Raw genomic sequence first — 22,106 nt, 5'->3', positions numbered from 1 at the left:
GGTCAGAAGTCGTAGCGGACGCCTTCGACCGGGTACTTGCCCTCGTCGGCCTCGTGGTCGTAGGAGTCGACCGCGGCGACGCAGACGGCCGTGACCTCGTCGGGGCCCCAGCGGGCGGTGTTGAGCGCGATATCGTAGATAGAGAGGTCCGTGATGTCGATGTCGTAGTACGCGTCGTACCGCTTGGCCTCGCTCGCCTCGCGGGTCGTGGTCTCCTCGCGGGCGACGTCCACGGGCTTGCCCTCGCGGTCGGCGATGCGCTCGGCGCGGACGTCCACGGGGGCGTCGAGCCAGAAGCGGAGGTCGGCGGCGTCGCCGGCGAGCCAGCCGGCGAGTCGGGATTCGAGGAGCACGTCGTCGCGGTCGAGAGCGATGTCGCGGAGGCGGCGGTCGAGGTCGCGGTCGATCTGGTCGTCTTCCTCGGCGAGTTTGTTGAACTCGACGGCGGTCATGTCGCGCTCGGCGGCGAGCTCGCGGAAGATGTCCCCGCCGCTTATGTGTTCGAGGTCGAACGCCTCGGCGAGCGCGGCGGCGGTCGTACTCTTTCCGCTGCCCGGTGGTCCGGAGACGGTCAGTAACATATCCATGCTGGGTGCGGTCGGCTAAAAGGTGTTATCGTTGCCGACGGCCCCTGCGGAGGCTTCTCACGGGTATCGTGGCGGACGCCTCGCGGCGGCTTTGAGGGAGAGCCTCGCGGCCGGCGAGCGTCGGAAACGGAGAGAAAGCGAGTTACTTCGCGTCGATTTGATTCGAGCCGAACCGACCGGGTCGACTGTCGCCCGAACCGGCTTACGACGCCGACGGCGACATGTCGATGTTGAGCGACTTGCGGATGATCTGGGTGAAGCCCATCGAGCAGAGGAAGTACCAGACAATCCACGCCTGCATGGGGCCGAGAACGCCCTGCGTCCACTCCGCGGTGCCGACGAGCGGGAGCACGATGGTCCCGGCGTCGATGTGTGGCTGGGCGTTGCCGCCGACGCCGATGGCCCAGTACATCCAGAGGAACACCGGGATGGTGAGGAACATAATCCAGACCATCGGGCGGAACTGCTCTTTGAACATGCCCATCTGGTCGCCCATCGCCTCCATCTGCTCTTCTTGAATCTTTTCGAGCTCCGCGTCGTCGCCGCGCTCCTTGGCGTCCTTCTGCCGCTGTTGGATGTCCTTCATCCGCTCTTGATACATGCCCATCTTCTCCATGTCCATGAGGTTCGCCTGCAGGAGCGTGGAGTAGAGGCCGGTGGCGAGCGCGAGAACCATCACGACGGCGTAGAACGGGAGCATCCCCGCGACCGGGCCGAGGACGACGTCCATCACGCCGCCGATGACGTTTCGGACCTCGGAGACGGAGTAGCCGAGGAACAGGCCGACCGTGACGACGGCCGCGCCCTTGTCGTACTTCGACCACGAGGAGTCGCCGGTGTCGACGTCGGTCGACGAGGACGACGACGACCCGCCGGAGCCGGACGTGTCGTCTTCGAGGCCGGCGCGGGTCTCCCCCACGTCGGCGAGCCGGAACCCTTCGTCGCCGTCGACGAGGATACCCTTCTCGATGAGGCGACCCCACTGGCCGCTCGTGAGCTCGTCGCGAACGTCGGCCCACTCGACTTCTCCGTCGTCCGCCCGGTCGAGGACGGTCTCGACGGCGGCGCGCATGTCGGCGTCGGAGCCGACGAGGTCGCGCACCCGAGATTCGATTCGTGCCATTACCGGCTCTTTAGCAACCGGCTGTTATCAAGGTTTTACTCTGCGGACGACAGCGAGCGCGCCGTCGGCGGTGCGGACGGTCGCGTCTCGGTCGGTGAAAAACGCCGCGTCGGACTGCGTCGACGAGGCGGTTCGCGCGTCGAACCCGTGCTCAGGCGTCGTCGACGACGGACCGGATGTCCTCGAAGACCTCGTCGGGGGTCTGTTCGCCGTCGATTTCGACGAGGACGCCCTCGTCGCGGTAGTGCTCGATGACGGGTTCGGTGTTCTCCTCGAACACCGACAGGCGCTCGCGGACGGTCTCTTCGGTGTCGTCGTCGCGCTGGACGAGTTCGCCGCCGCAGTCGTCGCAGACGCCCTCCTCTTCTGGCTGGTTGAACTTCACGTGGAAGTTCGTGCCGCAGTCGTCGCAGACGCGGCGGCCGGTGAGGCGCTCGACGAGCTCTGACTCGGCGACGTTCAGGTAGACGACCGCGTCGAGGTCGGTGATCTCGGTGAGGTACTCCGCCTGCGAGAGGTTCCGCGGGTAGCCGTCGAGGACGTAGCCGTCGGCGTCTTCCAGCGCGGCCTCGACGATTTCGTTGACGACCGCGTCGGGGACGAGTTCGCCCTTCTCCATGAACGAGCGGGGCGTCCCGTACTCGGTCTCCATGTCCTTGTTCGCGCGCAGCGCGTCGCCGGTGGTGACGTGTTCGACGCCGTAGGTCTCGGCGAGTCGCTTCGACTGTGTGCCCTTACCTGCGCCCGGCGCTCCGAGCAGGAGGATGCGCTTTCCCATATCTGACCCCATCCGGCGAGAGCATATAGTGTTGAAGATACGTACTGAGTTCTGCGACGGCGACGGTCAGAGGAACGAGAAAATGTTGCTCCTTGTTTGCCGGCTTACAGCTCAATCGACCGGGCCACCGCCGATTTAGCGGATATTGTTGCTGTTTTCACAGACGGAAGCGACACGTTCAACGGCCCGGCTCTCGTGGCACCGACAAATGCGCGATTCGTCTCCCATGCGCGACGCGCTCGGCGCGGCCACCGTCGAGCGCGCGTACGAACTGTGGTGTACGCTCGAACGCGGCTGGCGCGCGACCGCCCTCGGACTCGTCGTCGTGACCGTCCTCGCGGCGCTCGGGCCGTGAGCACCGGGGGGAACTCGGACGCCGAGAACGCCGGCATCAGTCGGCTCGCGCGACTCGCTCCCGGCGTCGGCCTCCTCGTCGTCCTCGCGGGGGCGGCGACGCTCGTCGCCGGCTTCGTCCCCGGTGTCAACGCGCTCCTGCTCGGCGTCTTCTTCGGGGCCGTCGTCGCCAACACGGTCGGCGTCCCCGACTGGGCGCGCCCCGGCGTCGACACGCAGAAACTCCTCCTCGAAACGGGCATCGTCCTGCTCGGCGCTCGCATCGCCGTCGACGAACTCGTCGCCTCCGGGCCGGTGTTGGTCGCGCTCGTCGTCGTCACGGTCACCGCGGGCGTCCTCCTCGTCGAGGCCGTCGCCAGCCGCGTGTTCGGCCTCGCCGACAAGACCGGGTCGCTCCTCGCGGCGGGCGCGAGCGTCTGCGGCGTCTCCGCGGCCACCGCCATCGCCGGCACCATCGACGCCGACGGCGAGTCGCTCGCCCACGTCGTCGCCGCGGTCCTCCTGTTCGACGCGCTCACGCTCGCCGTGTTCCCCATCGCCGGCGACCTGCTCCCGCTGTCCGGCCGCCAGTTCGGCATCTGGGCCGGCCTGAGCATGTTCAGCACCGGCCCCGTCACCGCGGCCGGCTTCGCCCACTCCGAGGTCGCCGGTCGCTGGGCGACCGTGACCAAACTCGCGCGCAACTCCATGCTCGGCTTCGTCGCCGTCGCCTACGCGGTCCGCTACGCCGGTCGCGCCGAGGAGGCCGCCACCGGCCTGCGAGCCGTCTTCGACGGCGTCCCGCGGTTCCTCGTCGGCTTCGTCGCCGTCGCCGCCGTCGCCAACCTCGGCCTGCTCTCGGAGGCGACGCTCGCCACCGTCGGCACCGCCAGCGACGCCCTGTTCGCGCTCGCGTTCGTCGGTCTCGGTCTCGACGTCCGCCTCGACGCGATGCGGCGGACGGGCGCGGCCCCGCTGGGCGTCCTCGGACTGCAACTGCTCACCGTCAGCGCGCTCGCGCTCGCCGCCGTCATCGCGCTGTTCTGACGCGGGTCGCTTTTGTACCGCGCGGCTGTACCGTTCCACATGACCCGATTCGAGGCCGACACGCCCCGCGAGCGCCGGAAGCTGTTCGCCGACGCCGTGTCGGCGCACCGCGACCGCGGCAGCGCCTTTCTCACCATCGAGGCCGAGCGCCTCGACGACCTCGACGGCGAGGGTCCCGGCCCGTGGATTCAGTTCGCCGACCAGACGTTCAACATGGACGTGACAGAGGCGGAACTCGACCGCCTCAAGACGCTCCTCTCGGAGTTCCCCGAGTTCCGTATCGACAAACTGGAGAGCCCCGAGGAGGCCGAGGGGACGAACGTCCGCATCACCGCCCGCTCGGACGCCAACCGTCTCGCCGGCTTCGCCGACCGCGTCTTTCAGGCGGTCTACGGCCGCGACGAGGCGTATCGAGCGTGGGTCACCGCGGTCTGAGGTGGGGCCGCCGCCCCGGAATCGGCCCGGCCGACACCGTACCCCGGTTTGCGAACTTCTAAACCGATTGCCGCACAACCCCGGCGTATGAATTCCCGACGGTCACGTTGTGAATCGGGTGTAGTCGTCCCGGCACAATCCCGTTCCGCCGGGCGGAACCGCTTTCCTCACACCGCGCTCGCGGGCTCGACACATGACTGAACACGTCGAACCGCTGTTCTCGCGTCCCCTGCTTCCGATTGCGAACGCGGACGACGCCGAACTCACCTGCGCCGCCGCGTTCCCGCGCATCGCCGCGGCCGGCGGTCGGGCCTCGGTCGTCCACGTTATCGAGAAGGCGGGCGGCGCGCCGGACAAGGCCGGCGTCGAACAGCGCGAGGAGGTCGCAGACGAGCTATTCGACGTCGCCCGCCGCGCCGCGGACGACGCCGGCATCGACATCCACACCGACCTCCGGTTCGCCACGGACGTCGGCGACGCCATCCTCGACGCCGCCGAGGACGCCGACGCGACGGCCATCGTTTTCACCCCGCGCGGCGGTCGCTCGTGGTGGGACCTGTTTTCGGGCGCGGTCCGCGACCAACTGGTCCGGCACAGCGACCGGCCCGTGGTCGTCCTGCCGGCAGCGGACGCTGCGGACGTCGACACCGACGACGCGGACGACGCCGGTGGTGAAACATGACCGACGAGGAACTCGCAAAGGACCTCGGGCCGCTCGCGGCGTTGACCATCGGTATCGGAACGATGATCGGCGCGGGCATCTTCGTGCTTCCCGGCGCTGCGGTCAAAGCGGCCGGACCGCTCTCGGCCGGCGCGTTCGTCCTCGGCGGCGTCATCGCGCTCTTGACCGCCGCGTCCGCCAGCGAACTCGGCACCGCGATGCCGAAGTCCGGCGGCGCGTACTACTACATCAACCACGCGCTCGGGCCGCTGTTCGGGAGCGTCGCCGGGTGGGGCAACTGGATGGGGCTCGCGTTCGCCTCCGCGTTCTACATGACCGGCTTCGGTCAGTACGTGGTGACGTTCCTCCCCGTTCCGAGCCTCGTACTCGGCGGTGTCACGGTCTCCGCCGTGAAGCTCGTCGCCCTCGCGGGCGGCCTCCTCTTCGTGTTCATTAACTACGTCGGCGCGAAGGAGACGGGGAAGCTACAGAACGCCATCGTGCTCATCCTGCTGGCCATCCTCGCCGTGTTCACGCTCTTCGGACTCCTGAACGCGGACCTCGCCAAACTCCGCCCGTTCGTCCCGCCGGACAGGGGCTTGTCGCCGCTCCTGCCGGTGACCGGCCTCATCTTCGTCTCGTACCTCGGGTTCGTCCAGATAACCTCCGTCGCGGAGGAAATCAAGAACCCCGGAAAGAACCTCCCGCGGGCCGTCCTCGGCAGCGTCGTCATCGTGACGCTGGTGTACGCGCTCGTTCTCCTGACCGTGCTGGCCGCGGTGGACAACAGCCTCGTCGCCGGGAACGAGACCGCCGTCGTCGACGTCGCCCGACTCCTCATCGGTCCGGTCGGCGCGGGCGCGATGCTGTTCGGCGGCCTCCTCGCCACGGCCTCGTCCGCGAACGCCTCGATTCTCGCCTCCTCGCGCATCAACTTCGCCATGGGGCGCGACCGAATCGTCTCCGAGGAACTCAACGAGATTCACCCCCGGTTCGGCACGCCGTACCGATCTATCGCCATCACCGGCGGGTTCATCCTCCTGTTCATCCTGCTGGCCAACGTCAACACCCTCGCGAACGCCGGGAGCGTCCTCCACCTCATCATCTACGGGCTGCTCAACGTCGCGCTCGTCGTGATGCGCGTGGCCGACCCCGAGGACTACCAGCCGGACTACCGGGTTCCGCTGTACCCAATCACCCCCATCCTCGGGGCGATCACGTCGTTCGCCCTCATCGCCTTCTTCGCCGACACCATCATCCTCCTCGCCGCCGGCTTCGTCGTGTTCGCCATGCTGTGGTACGCGGCCTACGCCCGCACCAGGGCGACGAAGCAGGGCATCCTCGGGAAGTACCTGCTTCAGCAGTCGGAACAGCTCCCCGACGCCGCGGTCTCGGCCGCCACGTCGGTCCAGCCCGACGGCGGCTACCGCGTCATGGTCCCGCTCGCGAACCCCGAAAGCGAGCGCGACCTCGTGTCGCTCGCCGGGTCGGTCGCCAAGGCCAACGACGGGACGCTCGTCGGCGTCCACATCGTGAAGGTACCGGACCAGACCGCCCTCGAATCGGCCCGCGAGGAGTACGACTTCGCCGAGGCCGACCGCCTGCTCGAACAGGCCCGCGCCGACGCCGACGAACTCGACGTGGACATCGAGACTCACACCGTCCTCTCCCACCGGTCGTTCGAGGAGGTGTTCGACGCGGCTGAGACCTACAACGCCGACCTCGTCGTCATGGGCTGGGGTCCCGACAGCCACGGGTCCCCCGGCCGCGCCGAGAGCGCGTTCGAGGAGATGACCCACTCGCTCCCCTACGACGTGCTGGTGCTGAAGGACCGCGGCTTCGACCCCTCGCACGTGCTCGTACCGACCGCCGGCGGCCCGGACTCCGACCTCTCGGCGTCCATCGCCTCGGTCCTCCGGGAGTTCTGTGACGCGGAGGTCGAACTCCTCCACGTCGCCGACGACGCGGCGGAGGGCGAGCGCTTCCTGCAGGAGTGGGCCGACGAACGCGGCCTCGGCGACGCCACGCTCACCGTCGAGACCGGAGACGTCGAGGCGGCCATCGAGTCCCACGCGACCGACGCCTCGCTCCTCGTCATCGGCGCGACGGAACGCGGCCTCCTCTCGCGGCTGGTCCGCGGCACCGTCGTCATGGACGTCGTCGAAGACGTGGAGTGTTCGGTTCTCATGGCCGAACAGAGCCGCACGCGGAGCATCAGAAAGCGCCTGTTCGGGTAGGTTCGACTCCCGCCGCGACACCGACGCATTTCTCGCAGACGACGGCCGCTCGCCGCCGCGGCACATTTGTCCCTCGCCGCCGTAGCGGTGAGTATGGCGAAGCAATCGGGGCTGTCGCGCGACGACGTGGAACTCCCCGTCGAGGCGGCGAGCCGTCGTATCGAGGTGGGCGAGGTCACGCTCCACGCGGTCGAAGCCGGACCGGAAGACGGCGACCTCGCCGTGCTCCTCCACGGCTTCCCGGAGTGTTGGTACGCGTGGGCGGACTACCTCCGCCCGCTGACCGAGGCGGGCTATCGGGTCGTCGCGCTCGACCAGCGCGGCTACAACCTGAGCGACCGCCCCTCGGGCGTCGAGTGGTACAGCATCGACGAACTCGCCGGCGACGTCGTCGGCGTCGCGGACGCGCTCGGCCACGAGAAGGCGCACGTCGTCGGTCACGACTGGGGCGGCGCGGTGGCGTGGTGGACCGCGCTCCACCACCCGGAGCGGGTGCGCTCGCTCACCGCGATGAACCTCCCGCATCCCGCGGTGTTCGCCCGCCACCTCCGCCGCGACCCGGCCCAACAGCTCCGGAGCTGGTACGTCCTGTTCTTCCAACTCCCGAAGCTCCCCGAACTCGTCGCGCCCGTGGGCGATTGGGCCGTCCTGGAGCGGGCGATGACCGGCTCCGCGCTTCCCGGCACGTTCTCGGCGACCGACCTCGACTACTACCGCGCCGCGTGGTCGGTGCCGGGTGCCTACGGGTCGATGGTGGACTGGTATCGCGCGGTCGTCCGCGAGCGCCCGCGTCCCCGCGCCGAGACGGTCGAACCGCCGACGCTCGTCGTCTGGGGGAGCAAAGACAGGTTCCTCCGACCGAAGATGGCGCGCGAGAGCCTCGCGTTCTGCGAGGACGGCCACCTCAGGACGTTCGACGAGGCGACCCACTGGGTCCACCACGAGGAGCCGGTCGCCGTCGCCCGCGCGCTCGTCGAACACCTCGACGACGCGTGGCGGACGCCGAACAACACCCCCGACGAAGCGGGGCACCGGCCGGTCTGAGCGGCGGGGGCGATTTCCCCGATGCGGCAGTATTTGCTGACGCCTCGTTGGAGATATATAGGTCCATCGAGGGAACTTAGCGAGGTTCTTGTAGGTCCGGCGTTCACGTTGAATCGACGCGGGAGCAGTCCGGTGGTGGGACTTTCCATGCCCCTTCGAACCGTCTCCGCGTCTCTTCATGAGCAGGGACGGGGGACCGTCCCGCCTTTCGACCGGCGAGCGGCCGCGTCGGCGAGTCAGTCGAGCGCGACCCGCGCCGAGACCGAGACCGAATCCGGGATTCTCCGGTCCCGGGCCCGGCTCCGACCCCGCCGGCGGCGGATGAGTACGTTCTTACTGGCGGCCCCCCGAGGTCGCGTATGACCGACCTCGGAAAGGTCGACCGCGAGTTCTTCGACGAGTACATCTACCCGCGGCTGGGCGCGGCCCGCGACGACGTGGCGCTCGGCCCGACCCACGGCGTCGACTTCGGCCTCCTCGACGTCGACGGCACCGCCGTCGCCATCGCGACCGACCCCGTCTCCGTGCTCCCCGCGCTCGGCTTCGAGCGCGCGGGCCGCTTCGCCATCGACATCGTCCTCTCGGACATCGCCGTCTCGGGGCTGGACCCCTCGCACCTCGCCGTCTCCTTTACGCTGCCGCCCGAGATGACCGACGAGCAGTTCGCGGAGCTCTGGGGCGCGATGCACGACGAGGCCGACGACCTCGGCGTCAGCATTGTCACCGGCCACACCGCCCGCTACGCCGGCTGTTCGTACCCGTGGGTCGGCGGCGCGACCGCCCTCGCCGTCGGCGACCACGACGACGTGGTCCGCCCGGACGGCGCGCGACCCGGCGACGACGTGCTCGTGACGAAGGGACCGGGCGTCGAGGCGACCGGCCTCCTGACGACGCTGTTCCCCGACGCCTTCGCCGACCTCGACGCCGACGTGCTCGCGGCCGCGCAGGACCGACTCGACGAGACCGACGCCGTCCGCGACGCGATGACCGTCTCGGCCGCCGGCGGCCGCGGCGTCCACGCCATGCACGACGCCACCGAGTGCGGCGTCCACGGCGCGCTCAACGAAATCGCCGAGAGCGCGGGCGTCCAACTCGAAATCGACGAGTCGAGCGTCCCGCTCCGTCCCGGCGTCCGCGAGACCTGCGAGTTCCTCGGCATCGACCCGTGGCGCTCGACTACCGCCGGCTCGCTCATCATCGCCACGGACCCCTCTGTCACGGACGACGTGGTCGCCGCGCTCGACGCCCGCGGCACCCCCGTCGGCGTCGCCGGCACCGTCGTCGCGGGCGAGGGCGTCGTCGTCGACGGCGAGCGCATCGAACACCCCGACGTGGACCCCTCGTGGGCCGCCTACGAGCGACTCGCCCGCGAGGCCGAGTCGTCGGCGACCGACGCCGAATAAGCGGACCCGCCACTCGGGTTCCAGCGCGGGCCGCGCACCTACTTGTCGCGCGGGCGCTTCGAGGCGCGTATGGCCGAACCCGACGACCCCGGCGACTCCGACGAATCCGACGTGCTCACCGTCGACACCGCCCGCGAGATGGACGCGACGGACCCGCTTTCGGACCTCCGCGACCGCTTTTTCGTCCCCGAGGGCGAACTGTATCTGGACGGCAACTCGCTCGGCCCGCTCTCTGTCGACGCCGAAGCCGCGCTCGACCGCGTCGTCGACGAGTGGCGCGACCTCGCCATCCGCGGGTGGACCGACGCCGACCCCGAGTGGTTCAGCTACGGCGAGCGACTGGGCGACCGACTCGCGCCGCTCGTCGGCGCGAAGCCCGAGGAGGTCGTCGTCGCCAACTCCACCACCGTCAACATCCACGCGCTCGTCGGAACGTTCTACGACCCCGCCCGCGGCGAGCAAATCGTCGTCGACGACCTCGACTTCCCGACGGACCACTACGCGATTCGCGCGCAACTCCGGGCGGCCGGCCGCGACCCCGACGAGGCGCTTCGCGTGGTCGAGAGCCGCGACGGGCGGACCATCGAGACCGAGGACGTGCTCGCCGCCATCGACGACGACGTGGGGATGGTGTTTCTCCCGTCGGTCCTCTATCGGAGCGGCCAACTGTTCGACATCGAGACCATCACCGAGGCGGCTCACGAGGCCGGCGCGCTGGCCGGCTTCGACCTCGCGCACTCGGTCGGCGCGGTCCCGCACCGCCTCTCCGAGGTGGGCGCGGACTTCGCCGTCTGGTGTCACTACAAGTATCTCAACGCCGGCCCCGGCTCCGTCGCCGGCCTCTACGTCAACGAGCGCCACTTCGGCGTCACGCCCGCGCTCGCCGGCTGGTGGGGCAACGACAAGGGGACGCAGTTCGACATGGCGATGACCTACGAACCGGCGCAGTCCGCCGGCGCGTTCCAGTCCGGGACGGTCCCGGTGCTGTCGGCGGCCCCTCTCGACGGCGCGCTCGATATCGTCGAGGACGCCGGCGGCGTGGGGGCGCTCCGCGAGAAGTCGCTGGCGCTCACGGACTTCCTCATCGACCTCGTGGACGACAGACTGCCGGAGTGCGAGGTCGGCACCCCGCGAGATCCCGCGGCCCGCGGCGGCCACGTCGCGGTCGAACACCCCGAGGCCGACCGCGTCAGCCTCGCGCTCAAGGAGCGGGGCGTCGTCGTGGACTTCCGCCAGCCGAACGTCGTCCGCATGGCCCCCGCGCCGGCCTACGTCGGCTTCGAGGACGTGTACCGGGCGGTCGAGCACTTCCGAGAGATTCTGGACGGGGACGAATACGAGGCGTTCGAGAAGCAGAGCGGCGGCGTCACGTGAGGGTCGCGGCGGCGGGGAGTCGGTCGCTTACCAGTCGATGACTTCCTTGTCGCGCCAGAACTTCCCCGCGGGCGCGCCGGGCTTGAACGTGGCGAGCCACGTCGGCGTCTCCGCGCCCTTCTCGACCGGCCGGTTCGCCTCCTCGCCGCCCATGTCGGTGCGGACCCAGCCGGGACACACCGAGTTGGCGATGAGACCGTCGTCGCCGTACTGGCCGTCGAGGTAGACCGTGAGGCCGTTGAGGCCGGTCTTCGAGATTCGATACGCCGGCGACCCTCCGGACTGTTCTTCGCCGAGTGCGCCCATCCCCGAGGAGACGTTGACGACGCGGCCGCCGTCGGACTGGAGCAGGAGGGGAACGGCGTGCTTGCACATGAGCATCGGCCCGCGGAGGTTGACGCCGAGGGTGCGGTCGATTCGCTCGGTCGGTTCGGCGACTATGTCCTCGCCGTCCTCGGCGATACCGGCGTTGTTGACGAGGATGTCGAGTCGGCTCTGGTCGGCGAAGACGCCGTCGACGACCTCCTCGATGTCGCCTTCTTGGGTCACGTCGAGGAGGACGCGCTCGGTTCCCTCGGGCGTCTCGTTCGTGACGCTTCGGGACCCCGCGTACACCGTCGCGCCGCGGTCGCGGAGGTTCTCGGCTATCTGGCGGCCGATGCCTCGGTTCGCGCCGGTGACGAGCGCGACCTGTCCGTCGAGGTCGTCGTAGCGGTCGGGTTCCATGGATGCGTCTGCGGACTCGGAAAGGATATTCTCACCGAAGCGCGCCGGCGGGCGCGGCGTACCGGCGAGGGTCCGGGAGGCCGACGAGTCACTCGACCGCGACGGCGAGTTCGCGGAGCTCGTCGCCGGTCCACTCGTGGGCGGTCAGCCGGCCGTCGGGCGAGCAGATGAGATAGACGTAGCCCGGCCACGAGGCCTGTTCGCGGTCGGTCGCGCTCGGCACGGGGTCGGACTCGGGATGCGAGTGGTAGAAGCCGACCGCGTCGTCGCCGGCCGCCTCGACGGTTTCGAGAATCGAAACCGTCTCCTCGGGGTCGAGTTCGTAGGCGACCCGCGGCTCGTCGGCGACGTTCGAAACGGGGTGGGCGGCGGTGACGGTGCGCGCGTCGCCGTCGCCGGCGAGGACGCCGCAGACCTCCGCGGGTGGGTCGCGGGCGGCACCCTCGCGGGCGTGCGAGAGAATCACAGCTCGCGCGTCGTCTGCGAGGGTGAGCCTACTCGAAGTCACGGCGCATGGCGATTTCGAACCACGGGCAGAGGCGCAGTTGGCGGTACCACTCGGGGTTGTCGTGGAGGTGCTCGTAGTCCGCCCAGAGCATGCCCGCAATCTCGTCTTCGTCGGGGTCGAGCGAGGTGTCTTCGAGCGTGACCTTCAGGACGGCACAGACCTCCCATTCGAGGCCGGCGTTCTCGTAGTAGCGCTTGTACTCGAACTTGTCCGTGACGCGGAGGTCGGAGTACTGGTCGGGGCTAATGCCGAGTTCCTCTTCGAGGCGCTCTTCGGTGGCCTCCTCTTGGGTCTGGCCCTCGACGGGGTGGGAGGCGACGGTGCCGTCCCACGAGGTGTCCCACAGGCGCTTGTTGGGCGCGCGCTGGGCGAGGAGTATCTGGCCCTCCTCGTTGAACACGAGGCAGGTAAAGGCGCGGTGGCGGATGCCGTCGCCCGTGTGGGCGTCGAGTCGGTTGACCGTCCCCTCCGCGTTGTCGTCGGAGTCGACGGCGATGACGTCCTGCGCTGCGTTCTCGTGGAGTTCAGTAGCCTCGTCGGCCGCTGCGTTGCTCATGTGCCTTCCGTCGGAGTCGGGGGTCAACTAAGCTTCGATGCGAATCGCGGACCACGCGGCGGCGCGGCGGCGCGGCGTCAGCCGAGGCGCTCGTCGAGAATCAGGCGGGTCTTGGTACTCTTGACGTCGTCGTGCTCGCGGGCGCGGGTGATGAGCTCGTTGACGGCGCGGGTGTCGGCGGCCTCGACGACGAGGACGATGTCCTCCTCGCCGGAGACCTGCCAGACGAAGTCCACGTCCTTCCAGTCGGCCATCAGCTCGGAGACGTCGTTGGTGTCGACGTCGACCGCGACGGTCACCTCTATCATCGCCTTCAGGTTCCCCGTGCGGGTCGAGATGGTAAAGCGCTCGATGACGCCCTCCTCGACCAACCGCTCGACGCGGTTCCTGACTGTCCCCTCGGAGGTCCCGACCTCGGCCGCAATCTCCGTGTTGGGGGTCCGAGCGTCCCGTCGAAGGATATCGAGGATGCGCCGGTCAAGCTCGTCCATACCCCACGTGTCCACCCCAGCGACTTACCGATTACGAATTTCGTAACTCACCTTCGAAAGCAACACTTATGCACCCGTGTTCCGTTCGTTTCTCGTAATGTCGGACGCCTATCTGGCGCTGGAAGACGGACGCGTGGTCGAAGCGCGTGGCCGTGTTCCGGGGCGCACACGCGGTGAACTGGTGTTCACAACCGCATATACGGGATACGAAGAGAGTCTGACCGACCCTTCGTACGAAGAGCAAGTCCTCACCTTCTCGTACCCCCTCATCGGGAACTACGGCGTCCGAGCCGAGCGATTCGAGTCCGACCGGGTCCACCCTCGGGCGGCCGTCGCACGCGAGTTCACGGAGGAGGTCGTCGAGTGGCTCGCAGACGAGGGCGTTCCGGCGGTCGACCACCTCGACACGCGCGACCTCGTCACGTCCATCCGCGAGGAGGGCGCGATGAAGGTCGGAATCGCCGTCGGCGAGGACGTGACCCCGGAGGACGCGAAGGAGGAACTCGCGCAGTGTAAGGGCATGAGCGAGCACGTCGACATCGGCGCGCAGGTCACCACGACCGAACTGACGACGTTCGAGGGCGACGGCGACACCACCGTCGCGCTCGTCGACTGCGGCGCGAAGGGCTCCATCGTGGACTCCCTCGTCGACCGCGGCGCGACGGTCCACGTGCTCCCCTACGACGCGGCCGCCGAGGACGTGTCCGCGCTCGACCCCGACGTGCTTTTCATCTCGAACGGTCCCGGCGACCCCGAGAACTACACCGCGACGCGCGACCTCGTCGAGGAGTTCGCCGGCGAGGTCCCGCTGGCGGGCATCTGCCTCGGCCAGCAGATCGTCGCCAGCGCGCTCGGCGGTACCACCGAGAAGATGGCCTTCGGCCACCGCGGCGTCAACCAGCCGGTCCGCGACCTCCGGAGCGGAAAAGTCGTCATGACGACCCAGAACCACGGCTACACCGTCGCCGACCCCGGCGACCAACTCGACGTGACGCAGGTCAACGTCAACGACGACACCGCGGAAGGCCTCGCCAGCGAGGAACTGAGCGTCATCACGCGCCAGTACCACCCCGAAGCCCACCCCGGTCCCCACGACTCGCTCGGCTTCTTCGACGACGTGCTCGCCATGGCGGGTACGGAGGGAAACGAGCGTAAGCCCCGAGTCGCCGCCTCGGACTGACCACCACCACCACGACCCCGACCACCGAACGCCCGACGCCGCGGTCGATTGCACCCCGACCGTGGCGGTCGAACACCGTTTTTCGCACTCTCAGGCCGCGAACGACGCGACGCGTATTTCGGACCCAATCTGGTAGAAACTGACAAACGGGTTCCCGGCGTACGCTCTGTGATGGACGACGTATCGCTCATCGAACGCGGCTTCGAGGAGTTCCCGGCGACGATTGCGCTCCTCGACAGGCGCGGTGACATCGTCTACACGAACCGGGCGTGGCGGGCGTTCGCCGACGCGAACGACTACGCCGGCGACCCCGATTCGACGGGCGTCAACTACCTCGACGTGTGCGACGCGGCCCGCGAGACCGACGAAATCGCGGGCGTCGTCGCCGACGGCATCCGCGCGGTGCTCCGCGGCGACCGCGATCTCTTTACCGCCGAGTACCCGTGTCACTCGCCAACGGTGTATCGGTGGTTCGCGCTCCGCGTCGTCCCGATAGACACGCCGAGACACGGGAGCTTCGCGCTCGTCACCCATTTCGACATCACCGACAGGCGGCTCGCCGAGCTGCAGGTCAACGAGAAAAACGAGCACCTCGCGGCGCTCGTCAGCGTGCTCGCCTCGGAGCTCAAAGCCCAGCTCGCGTCGGCCACCGCGTCCGCCGAGCGACTCGCCGCCGTCGACGGCGACGACGCGGTGCAGCTCTCCGAGAGCCTCTCGCGCATCGACTCGCTCGTCGACTGGGGCATCGCCGTCGCCGGGCAACCGAGCACGCTCGACCTCGCGCCGGTGGATTTCCGCTCGCACGTCGCGCAAGCGCGGGCCGTCGCGTCGCCCGACGGCGCGGACGACGCCTCGCTCCGGGTCGTCGGCGACGGGTCGCTCTTGGCCGACACCCACCTGTTCGGGCTGTTTCTGGTCGCGGTGCTCACGAACTGCTACGAGCGGAACGCGTCGCTCGGTCTGCCGTCCAGCGTCGTCGTGGGGACGACCGCCGACGGGTTCTACGTCGACGACGACGGCCCCCTCCCGTCCCCGGAGGAGCGCGCGGCGGTCGGTGCGGGCTCGAACCAGTTGCTCGGCGTCGATTACGATGTCACACATCTCTCGACGGCGCGGCGAATCGCCGACCTGCACGGCTGGCAGTTCGACGTGGTGGACTCGGAACTCGGCGGGGCACGCTTCGAAGTCCGCGGCGTCGACTGGCGGTAATCGGCGCTCGGCGGGCGCGGCACCCCCGCGGCGTCAGGAGACGTCGGCTTCCATGACGAACGTCGGCTCCTCGGCGAGGTCGCTCCGGGCGAGCGACGCGTCGGAAATCCAATCGATTCGCTCGGGGAGGAGAACCCGCGTCCGGTCCGCACCGACCGCGGCGGCGTCGCGTCGAACCGCGTCCAAAAGCGACTCGCAGGCCGGCGCGTCGTCCCACGCGGCGACCGCGTACTCGGCCCACGTCACCTCGCCCTCGCCGTCGCGTTCGCGCGAGTAGGTCCGGTTCCGATAGGTGAAGCCGGTCGTGCGGTCGTCGCCGACGACGAACAGGCGGTCGTCGGCCGCGGCGTCGTGGAGGCGGTCGCGGGTCAGCTCGGAGAGCGCCCACGACTCGCGGGGGTCGAGCGCGAGCCCCGTGAGCTCGGTCCGCGCCTCGCACCCGGTCCAGTAGGCCCACGCGGCGTCGGCGTCGTGGCCGACGGCCGCTTCCGGGTCGGCGGTCGGGTCGGGGTCGGGCGTCGCCCAGCGGAACTCGATGCCGGGGTCGAAGCCGACCGTGCGGGCGTTGGCGAGGCTCGGGACGTTCCACGAGTGAATCATGTTTCGGACGCGGCGCGCTCCCCGGTCGCGCGCCCAGTCGAGCAGCGCGTGCGACAGCCGGGTCGCCAGCCCCTGTTCGCGGTAGTCGGGGGCGACGCGCATGCCCTGCGCCCAGCCCTCGTACTCCGAGAGCATGACGACCTGCGCGATTGCGGCCACGTCGTCGGACGGCGTCTCCTCGCCCATGTCGACGACGAGCGTCGCCCGCTCCGACTCGCCGGGCGCGATCCAGTCGTGGTAGATGTCGGGGATGTAGTCCGACCCGCCGCGGTCGGCCCACGTGTCGCGGGTGAACGCGGCGACCGCGTCGTAGTCCTCGGGTCGGGCGGGTCGAATCTCCATCAGGTCACTCCCACGGGACCGAGCGCTGGGTCAGTTCGCCTTCGAGGTTGCGGCCCATCGCGCCCGTCGGGTCAGAGACGTTGGCGAGCGCCCACATCAGCTTCACCTTCGCCGTGCCGGGGAGCGTGTCGCCCGCCTCGACGACGCCCGCGTCGAGCAGGTCGCGGCCGGTGTCGTAGACGCGGTCGCAGACGCGGCCTTCGAGACACTGCGAGGTCATTGCGACGACCGTGCCGTCCTCGATGAGTTCCTCTAACCGCGGGATGAGGTCGGTGTGGACGTGGCCGAGGCCCGTCCCCTCGATGACGACGCCGGCCTTCCTGTCGAGGTAGTCGAGCGCCGCGGGGTCCATCCCCGGCGTGAACTTCACGAGTTCCACCTCGGATTCGAGGTCGGCGCGGAGCGCGAGGTCGGCCTCGCCGCGGGGGGCGTAGTCGCGGCGGAACGTGACCTCCTCGGCCTCGTAGTCGACTTCGCCGAGCGGCTTCGCACCGACGGTCTCGAAGGCGTCGCGGCGGGAGGTGTGGTTCTTGCGGACGCGCGTCCCCTCGTGGAGCGCGCAGACGTCGTCGGACTCCGAGGCGTGCATGCAGATCATGACCTCGGCGGCGTCGGCCTTCGCGGCCTCGACGGCGCAGACGGCGTTCATCACGTTGTCGGAGGAGGGGCGGTCCGCCGAGCGCTGACTCCCCGTGAAGACGATGGGCACGGGCGTGTCGAGCATGAACGACATCGCCGACGCGGAGAACTGCATCGTGTCGGTGCCGTGCATGACGACGACGCCGTCGGCTCCGGCCTCGATTTCCTCGGCGATGGCCTCCGCGAGGTCGACCCACACGTCAGTCGTCATGTTCTCCGAGAGGATGTTGGCGACGACGCGGCCGCGGTAGTTCGCCCGCCCCGCGAGGTCGGGGACGGCCCGGAGCACGTCCTCGGCGTCGAACTGCGCGGTCACCGCGCCCGTGCGGTAGTCGACCGTCGAGGCGATGGTCCCGCCGGTCGAGATGAGCGAGACGGTCGGCAGGTCGTCGTCGAACTCGATTTCGGAGGTGCCGTCGCCCTCGGACTGCGCGTCTTCGATGTCGTACACGTCGGTTTCGAGCACGTCCACGTCGGCTCCCTCGCGGGCGATACCGACGTTGTACCCGCCGTCGAGCTTGACGACGAGGTGGTCCTCGGTGGAAGACGGCATGAGCACGCCTTCGTTCGTGACGTCCGCGCGGGTGACGCGGACGCGGTCCCCTGCGTTCATATCGCGGGATACCGCGGGGGCAGACTTCAAACCCACCATTCCACCTTTTTCCTCCTCGGGGTCGCGTAGCGACCCGCTCGGAGCAAAAATCTGGACCAAAAATGCCGAACGGCTCGCTTCGCTCGCCGCTCGGTACGACAACTGGGGTGGAGCCGCCCCGCCCGAGTGCAACGAGCGAGATGTCCGTGTCGCCGACATAACGGGCACAAGACATTTTATCCGACCGACCGTCGGCCAGCGTATGCTCCCCACGATACTCCTCCAGTCGCGCGGCGCAGGCGCGTTCGTAATCGGCCTGCTGTTTTTCCTCCTGTACCTCGGGATGGTGGTGTGGACGTACCGAGACGCGAAGCGAAACAGCAGTCATCCGGCGTTCCTCTGGGCCGTCGTCGTCTTCCTCGCGCCGCTTCTGGGTCTCGTCCTGTACCTCATCTTGGGTCGGGGGTCGTAACGACCGCGTCGCGCCTCCTTTTCGACGGGGACCTGACGCACCGGCACAAGAGCCATCAGGCTCGCCCGCGACCCTGTACACATGCAACGGTCGGACCAAAAGGAGTCTGAGCAGTCCGTCGACGACGTGCTCTCCGGGATGAGCCGCGAGCGCGACGGCGCGACGCCGACCAGTTCGTCGGGGTCGTCCGGCGGCGGTCGCCTCAGCGGGCTGTTCTCCCCGCGCGCGTTCCTCGCGGCGCTCCTGCTCTCCATCGGGGGACTGCTCGTCGGCGGCGCGATTCCCCTCGTCGGCTTCCTCGGCCGGTTCGCCGGCATCGCCGCCGCCGGCTTCCTCCTCGGCCTCGTCGGGTCGAAGCGACACTACACGGAGGTCGTCCTCGCCGGCGCAATCGCCGCCGGCCTCGCGTTCGTCCTCTCGACGCTGTTCGCCGTGTTCGCGCCCTTCGCGGTGCAGTTGCTCGCGGACTACGGCGTCGCCATCGCGGGCGTCGGCGCGGCGAGCGGCGGGCTCGCGGCGCTCGTCGGGCACTACTTCGGCCGCGACCTCAGAAACGGCCTGACACAGGAGCTGTAGCCGTCAGTCGATTCGCCAGCGGTCGCCGTTGTGGGCGACGAGGCCGCCCTCGGCGAGGTGGTGGAGCGCGCTGTCGACGACCGCGGGGTCCGCGTTGAGGTCCTTCGCGATGCCGCGGACGGTGTTCGACCCGTTGGCGAGCGCGGCCAGAATCTCCGCGTAAAAGCGGCTGTCGGCGTCGACGCCGAGGCGGTCGTTGAGGCGGTCGAGCACGTCGGTGATGCGGCCCTGCACCCACCGCTGGGCCAAGGAGAGTTCGTTGTCGAGTTCCTCCAGTTTGCCGAGTTCGCGCGCTAACTCCGAGACGTCGTCGGTGCCGGCGCTCTCGACTTCGAGCGTCACGTGCGGACAGCGCCCGGCCATGTCGAGGCTCGGACTCGGCGGGTAGGCGCTCTTCGCGCCGAACCCGTACGGCGAGACGTTCACCTCCAGTCGGAGGTTCCGGGAGATGTGGAAGTACTTGCGCCGTTGGTCGTCGGTGCGCGACTCGATGAGCCCCGCGTCCTCCAGCTTTCGGAGGTGGTCGATGACGGCCTTGGGGCTGACGCCGAGGTACTCGCTGATCTCGGTGACGTAGCACGGTTTGTGCGAGAGCAACCGCAGGATGCGCCGGCGGTTTTCGTTCCCGAGTAGGTCGAGCAGTACCGCGGAGTCCATTACGAGGTCATAGACTGCCGGTGGGGAAAAGCCTGACTCATGTGAGTCACAGCGCCGTCGTGCGATTAGCGATTGTGACTCACGGGGCGCTGTCGGGGCGGGACCGGGGCGTTCAGGGGGTCGGCTCCGGCGTCTCTGAGAGGTGGTCGAACGCCCGGGAGGCAAGGAACACCGCGAGGAACGAGAGGGCGACGGTGATGCCCGCGAGGAGCGCCCCCGCCTCGTACTTCAGCGGTGGGTAGTAGCCGAGGCCGTAGTCGAACACGTCGTTGACGAGCGCGAGGACGAGGGCGAATCCGAGCGCGCCCTTCGTGGTCGCGCCGTAGCGCGGGACGAGGAGCGCGAGCGCGAGAAAGCCCGCGTGGGTGAGCATGATGCCCCAGTAGTCCCACAGCGCGGCTCCGGAGAAGCCGACGTAGAGGTCGGGACGGAGGTTGAGCGCGACGACCGTCCAGACGCCGTACTTGACGAGCCAGACGAACGCGAGGGTGTGGAGGTACGCGAGCGGTCGGTTGACGGGCGCGTCGGCGACGCGGCGACCGAGGTTCGGAAGCAGCGTCGCGGCCGACAGCGTCATCAGCGCGAGGGCGGTCGGCGAGTCGCCGAAAAGCGGGTAGAGAAACGTCGGCAGGTCCGAGAGCGCGGGGTCGGAGTGGACGTAGAAGCTCACGCCGACGAGGAACGCGGCGGCGTTGAGGACGAGAAAGACGACGAGGCTCGGGCCGTTTCCGAGGTAGTACTCCGCCCAGTCGTCGACCGCCGCGTCGAGGTCGAAATCGCGCAGACCCATCGCCGAGTCCGACGGCGCGCCGAAAGAAAAGGCCGTCGGGGCGGGCGCGTCGAAACCCCGCCGTCGGGGCTCGAACGCCGACCTCTCATCTCCGTACGCGATACGTTGTCATCCCATGTCGGGAGCAAAGGACAGTTACCCCGGCGCGCCGAACGGCGACGTATGGACGCAGCACTCATCATCCTCGACGGGTGGGGACTCGGCGACCACGACCGCCGCGACGCCATCAAGGCGGCGGACACGCCGAACTTCGACCGCTACCGCGACGCGGGAGCCTTCGGGACGCTCATCGTCGACGGGCGGCGCGTCGGCCTCCCGGACGGCCAGATGGGCAACAGCGAGGTCGGCCACCTCAACATCGGGGCCGGCCGCGTCGTCAAGCAGGCGTACACCCGCATCGGCGACAGCATCGACGACGGCTCGTTCTTCGAGAACGAGGCCATCGCGGCCGCCTACGACCACGCCGACGAACACGACGGGCGCGTCCACCTCATGGGCCTCGTCTCCGACGGCGGCGTCCACTCCGACCAACAACACCTCCACGCGCTCATCGAACTCGCCGCCGAGCGCGGCGTCGAGGCCGTCACCCACGCGTTCACGGACGGCCGCGACACCAGCCCCACCGGCGGCGAGGCGTACCTCTCTGACCTCGAAGCCGTCGCCGACGAGCAGGGCACCGGCGGCGTCGCCACCGTCTCCGGGCGCTACTACGCCATGGACCGCGACCAGAACTGGGAGCGCACCAAGCGCGCCTACGACGCCATCGTGGAGCGCGAGGCCGAGTGGACCGCCGACACCGCCGTCGACGCCGTCACCGAGTCGTACGACCGCGGCGACACCGACGAGTTCGTCGAGCCGACCGTCGTCGACGACGCGCCCGCGCTCGAAGACGGCGACTCGGTCGTCTTCTTCAACTTCCGCGCCGACCGCGCGCGACAGCTCGTGCGGATGCTCTGCGACATCGAACCCGTCTGGGAGTTCGAGACGACGCCGCCGGAGATTCTCATGACGACGATGACGCAGTACGACAAGACGTTCGACGTCTCTGTCGCCTACCCGCCGGAACAGCCCGAGGACACGCTCGGCGAGGTGCTCGCCGAGGAACACATGACGCAGCTTCGCATGGCCGAATCGGAGAAGTACCCCCACGTCACCTACTTCCTCAACGGCGGCCGCGAGGTCGAGTTCGACGGCGAGATTCGGGAAATCGTCGAGAGCCCCGACGTGCCGACCTACGACCTCCAGCCCGAGATGTCCGCGAGAGAGCTCACCGACACGGCCATCGGTATCATCGAGTCCGACGACCCGAACGTGATGGTGCTCAACTACGCCAACCCCGACATGGTCGGCCACACCGGCGACTACGAGGCCGCCATCGAAGCGGTCGAGGCCGTCGACGAACAGCTCGGGCGGCTCGTCGAGAGCGTCCGCGCCCACGGCGGCCACGTATGTATCACGGCCGACCACGGCAACGCCGACGACATGGGCACCGAAGACGACCCTCACACGGCCCACACGTTCAACCCCGTCCCGTTCGTCTACCTCGCGGCCGACCGCGACGACGAGGCGACCGCGGAAAACGACGCCGAGGGCGAGCACGCCGACCCCGACCACCCGCTTTCGGGCGGCCGGACCGTCCGCGAGGGCGGCTCGCTGTGCGACATCGCGCCGACTATCCTCGAACTCGTCGGCGTCGACCAGCCGACCGCGATGACCGGCGAGTCGCTGTTAGAATAGGTCGCCGTC

General features: G+C 69.1%; 24 protein-coding genes. 13 read left to right on the top strand and 11 right to left on the bottom strand.

Features of this window, described 5'->3' with window-relative positions; all coding sequences use genetic code 11:
- Positions 1-2 precede the first annotated feature (2 nt).
- The 3 genes from cmk to BN996_RS18090 all read right to left on the bottom strand — a co-directional run bounded on the left by cmk (position 3) and on the right by BN996_RS18090 (position 2,488).
- The gene (gene cmk, locus BN996_RS18100) at positions 3-581 is read right to left on the bottom strand and encodes a (d)CMP kinase (RefSeq protein WP_089781416.1); all 579 of its coding nucleotides are present in this window, start codon (positions 579-581) and stop codon (positions 3-5) included.
- Positions 582-789: 208 nt separating this feature from the next.
- Positions 790-1,710 (bottom strand): DUF106 domain-containing protein, encoded by a 921-nt coding sequence (locus tag BN996_RS18095; RefSeq protein ID WP_089781414.1) that lies wholly within the window; start codon positions 1,708-1,710, stop codon positions 790-792.
- Positions 1,711-1,861: 151 nt separating this feature from the next.
- Positions 1,862-2,488 (bottom strand): adenylate kinase, encoded by a 627-nt coding sequence (locus BN996_RS18090; RefSeq protein WP_089781412.1) that lies wholly within the window; start codon positions 2,486-2,488, stop codon positions 1,862-1,864.
- A 208-nt stretch (positions 2,489-2,696) separates the two neighbouring features.
- Here BN996_RS18090 and BN996_RS20290 point away from each other — a divergent pair, with 208 nt between their 5' ends.
- From BN996_RS20290 to kynU, 8 genes are all read left to right on the top strand, one after another.
- On the top strand, positions 2,697-2,843 hold the full coding sequence (locus tag BN996_RS20290) for a hypothetical protein (RefSeq protein ID WP_167344170.1): 147 nt from the start codon (positions 2,697-2,699) through the stop codon (positions 2,841-2,843).
- Complete coding sequence (locus BN996_RS18085) at positions 2,840-3,868, top strand: YeiH family protein (RefSeq protein ID WP_089781410.1); 1,029 nt, start codon at positions 2,840-2,842, stop codon at positions 3,866-3,868. The genes BN996_RS20290 and BN996_RS18085 overlap by 4 nt, the downstream gene beginning before the upstream one ends.
- A gap of 39 nt (positions 3,869-3,907) precedes the next feature.
- A complete protein-coding gene (locus tag BN996_RS18080; RefSeq protein ID WP_089781408.1) occupies positions 3,908-4,303 on the top strand; it encodes a DUF7975 family protein in 396 nt (131 codons plus the stop codon).
- 193 nt (positions 4,304-4,496) lie between these two features.
- Entirely contained in the window at positions 4,497-4,985 is a 489-nt protein-coding gene (locus BN996_RS18075; protein ID WP_089781405.1) for a universal stress protein, read from the top strand.
- Positions 4,982-7,201, top strand: coding sequence for an amino acid permease (locus BN996_RS18070; RefSeq protein WP_089781403.1), 2,220 nt, complete (start codon positions 4,982-4,984; stop codon positions 7,199-7,201). The genes BN996_RS18075 and BN996_RS18070 overlap by 4 nt, the downstream gene beginning before the upstream one ends.
- A gap of 93 nt (positions 7,202-7,294) precedes the next feature.
- Positions 7,295-8,245: an alpha/beta fold hydrolase gene (locus tag BN996_RS18065; protein WP_089781401.1), complete on the top strand. Its 951-nt coding sequence runs from the start codon at positions 7,295-7,297 to the stop codon at positions 8,243-8,245.
- Between the two features lie 359 nt (positions 8,246-8,604).
- Positions 8,605-9,648: an AIR synthase family protein gene (locus tag BN996_RS18060; protein WP_089781400.1), complete on the top strand. Its 1,044-nt coding sequence runs from the start codon at positions 8,605-8,607 to the stop codon at positions 9,646-9,648.
- 69 nt (positions 9,649-9,717) lie between these two features.
- Entirely contained in the window at positions 9,718-11,022 is a 1,305-nt protein-coding gene (gene kynU / locus BN996_RS18055) for a kynureninase (protein WP_089781398.1), read from the top strand.
- Positions 11,023-11,049: 27 nt separating this feature from the next.
- Here kynU and BN996_RS18050 read toward each other — a convergent pair whose 3' ends face one another.
- The 4 genes from BN996_RS18050 to BN996_RS18035 all read right to left on the bottom strand — a co-directional run bounded on the left by BN996_RS18050 (position 11,050) and on the right by BN996_RS18035 (position 13,303).
- Entirely contained in the window at positions 11,050-11,748 is a 699-nt protein-coding gene (locus BN996_RS18050) for an SDR family NAD(P)-dependent oxidoreductase (protein ID WP_007274638.1), read from the bottom strand.
- Positions 11,749-11,836: 88 nt separating this feature from the next.
- Positions 11,837-12,256, bottom strand: a complete 420-nt coding sequence (locus BN996_RS18045; RefSeq protein ID WP_089781396.1) for a desampylase — start codon at positions 12,254-12,256, stop codon at positions 11,837-11,839.
- Positions 12,243-12,812 (bottom strand): NUDIX hydrolase, encoded by a 570-nt coding sequence (locus BN996_RS18040; RefSeq protein ID WP_089781394.1) that lies wholly within the window; start codon positions 12,810-12,812, stop codon positions 12,243-12,245. The genes BN996_RS18045 and BN996_RS18040 overlap by 14 nt, the downstream gene beginning before the upstream one ends.
- Before the next feature lie 77 nt (positions 12,813-12,889).
- Positions 12,890-13,303: an Lrp/AsnC family transcriptional regulator gene (locus BN996_RS18035; RefSeq protein WP_089781392.1), complete on the bottom strand. Its 414-nt coding sequence runs from the start codon at positions 13,301-13,303 to the stop codon at positions 12,890-12,892.
- Between the two features lie 97 nt (positions 13,304-13,400).
- On the opposite strand from BN996_RS18035, the gene carA reads away from it, so the two are divergent.
- Positions 13,401-14,483, top strand: coding sequence for a glutamine-hydrolyzing carbamoyl-phosphate synthase small subunit (gene carA / locus BN996_RS18030; RefSeq protein WP_089781390.1), 1,083 nt, complete (start codon positions 13,401-13,403; stop codon positions 14,481-14,483).
- A 171-nt stretch (positions 14,484-14,654) separates the two neighbouring features.
- A complete protein-coding gene (locus tag BN996_RS18025; RefSeq protein ID WP_089781388.1) occupies positions 14,655-15,692 on the top strand; it encodes a PAS domain-containing protein in 1,038 nt (345 codons plus the stop codon).
- A gap of 33 nt (positions 15,693-15,725) precedes the next feature.
- Here the strand turns inward: BN996_RS18025 and BN996_RS18020 are convergent, their stop codons facing one another.
- Positions 15,726-16,634 (bottom strand): GNAT family N-acetyltransferase, encoded by a 909-nt coding sequence (locus BN996_RS18020; protein WP_089781386.1) that lies wholly within the window; start codon positions 16,632-16,634, stop codon positions 15,726-15,728.
- Positions 16,635-16,638: 4 nt separating this feature from the next.
- The gene (gene gatD / locus BN996_RS18015) at positions 16,639-17,886 is read right to left on the bottom strand and encodes a Glu-tRNA(Gln) amidotransferase subunit GatD (protein WP_089781384.1); all 1,248 of its coding nucleotides are present in this window, start codon (positions 17,884-17,886) and stop codon (positions 16,639-16,641) included.
- Between the two features lie 241 nt (positions 17,887-18,127).
- Between gatD and BN996_RS18010 the strand changes: the two genes are divergently transcribed.
- Complete coding sequence (locus tag BN996_RS18010; protein WP_089781383.1) at positions 18,128-18,337, top strand: PLDc N-terminal domain-containing protein; 210 nt, start codon at positions 18,128-18,130, stop codon at positions 18,335-18,337.
- A gap of 81 nt (positions 18,338-18,418) precedes the next feature.
- Entirely contained in the window at positions 18,419-18,913 is a 495-nt protein-coding gene (locus tag BN996_RS18005) for a hypothetical protein (RefSeq protein ID WP_089781381.1), read from the top strand.
- Between the two features lie 3 nt (positions 18,914-18,916).
- On the opposite strand, the gene BN996_RS18000 is transcribed toward BN996_RS18005, so the two are convergent.
- Both BN996_RS18000 and BN996_RS17995 read right to left on the bottom strand, forming a co-directional pair.
- A complete protein-coding gene (locus BN996_RS18000) occupies positions 18,917-19,570 on the bottom strand; it encodes an ArsR/SmtB family transcription factor (protein WP_089781379.1) in 654 nt (217 codons plus the stop codon).
- Positions 19,571-19,682: 112 nt separating this feature from the next.
- On the bottom strand, positions 19,683-20,360 hold the full coding sequence (locus BN996_RS17995) for a DUF1405 domain-containing protein (RefSeq protein ID WP_089781377.1): 678 nt from the start codon (positions 20,358-20,360) through the stop codon (positions 19,683-19,685).
- 162 nt (positions 20,361-20,522) lie between these two features.
- On the opposite strand from BN996_RS17995, the gene gpmI reads away from it, so the two are divergent.
- Positions 20,523-22,097 carry a 2,3-bisphosphoglycerate-independent phosphoglycerate mutase gene (gene gpmI, locus BN996_RS17990; protein ID WP_089781375.1) on the top strand — a complete coding sequence of 525 codons (1,575 nt, stop codon included), beginning with the start codon at positions 20,523-20,525 and terminating at the stop codon, positions 22,095-22,097.
- Positions 22,098-22,106: the final 9 nt, after the last annotated feature.

Origin of the sequence: Haloferax massiliensis, assembly GCF_001368915.1 — an archaeon.
In the GTDB taxonomy this organism is placed as follows: Archaea; Halobacteriota; Halobacteria; order Halobacteriales; family Haloferacaceae; genus Haloferax; species Haloferax massiliensis.
This window is presented reverse-complemented; position numbering and strand designations above follow the sequence as displayed.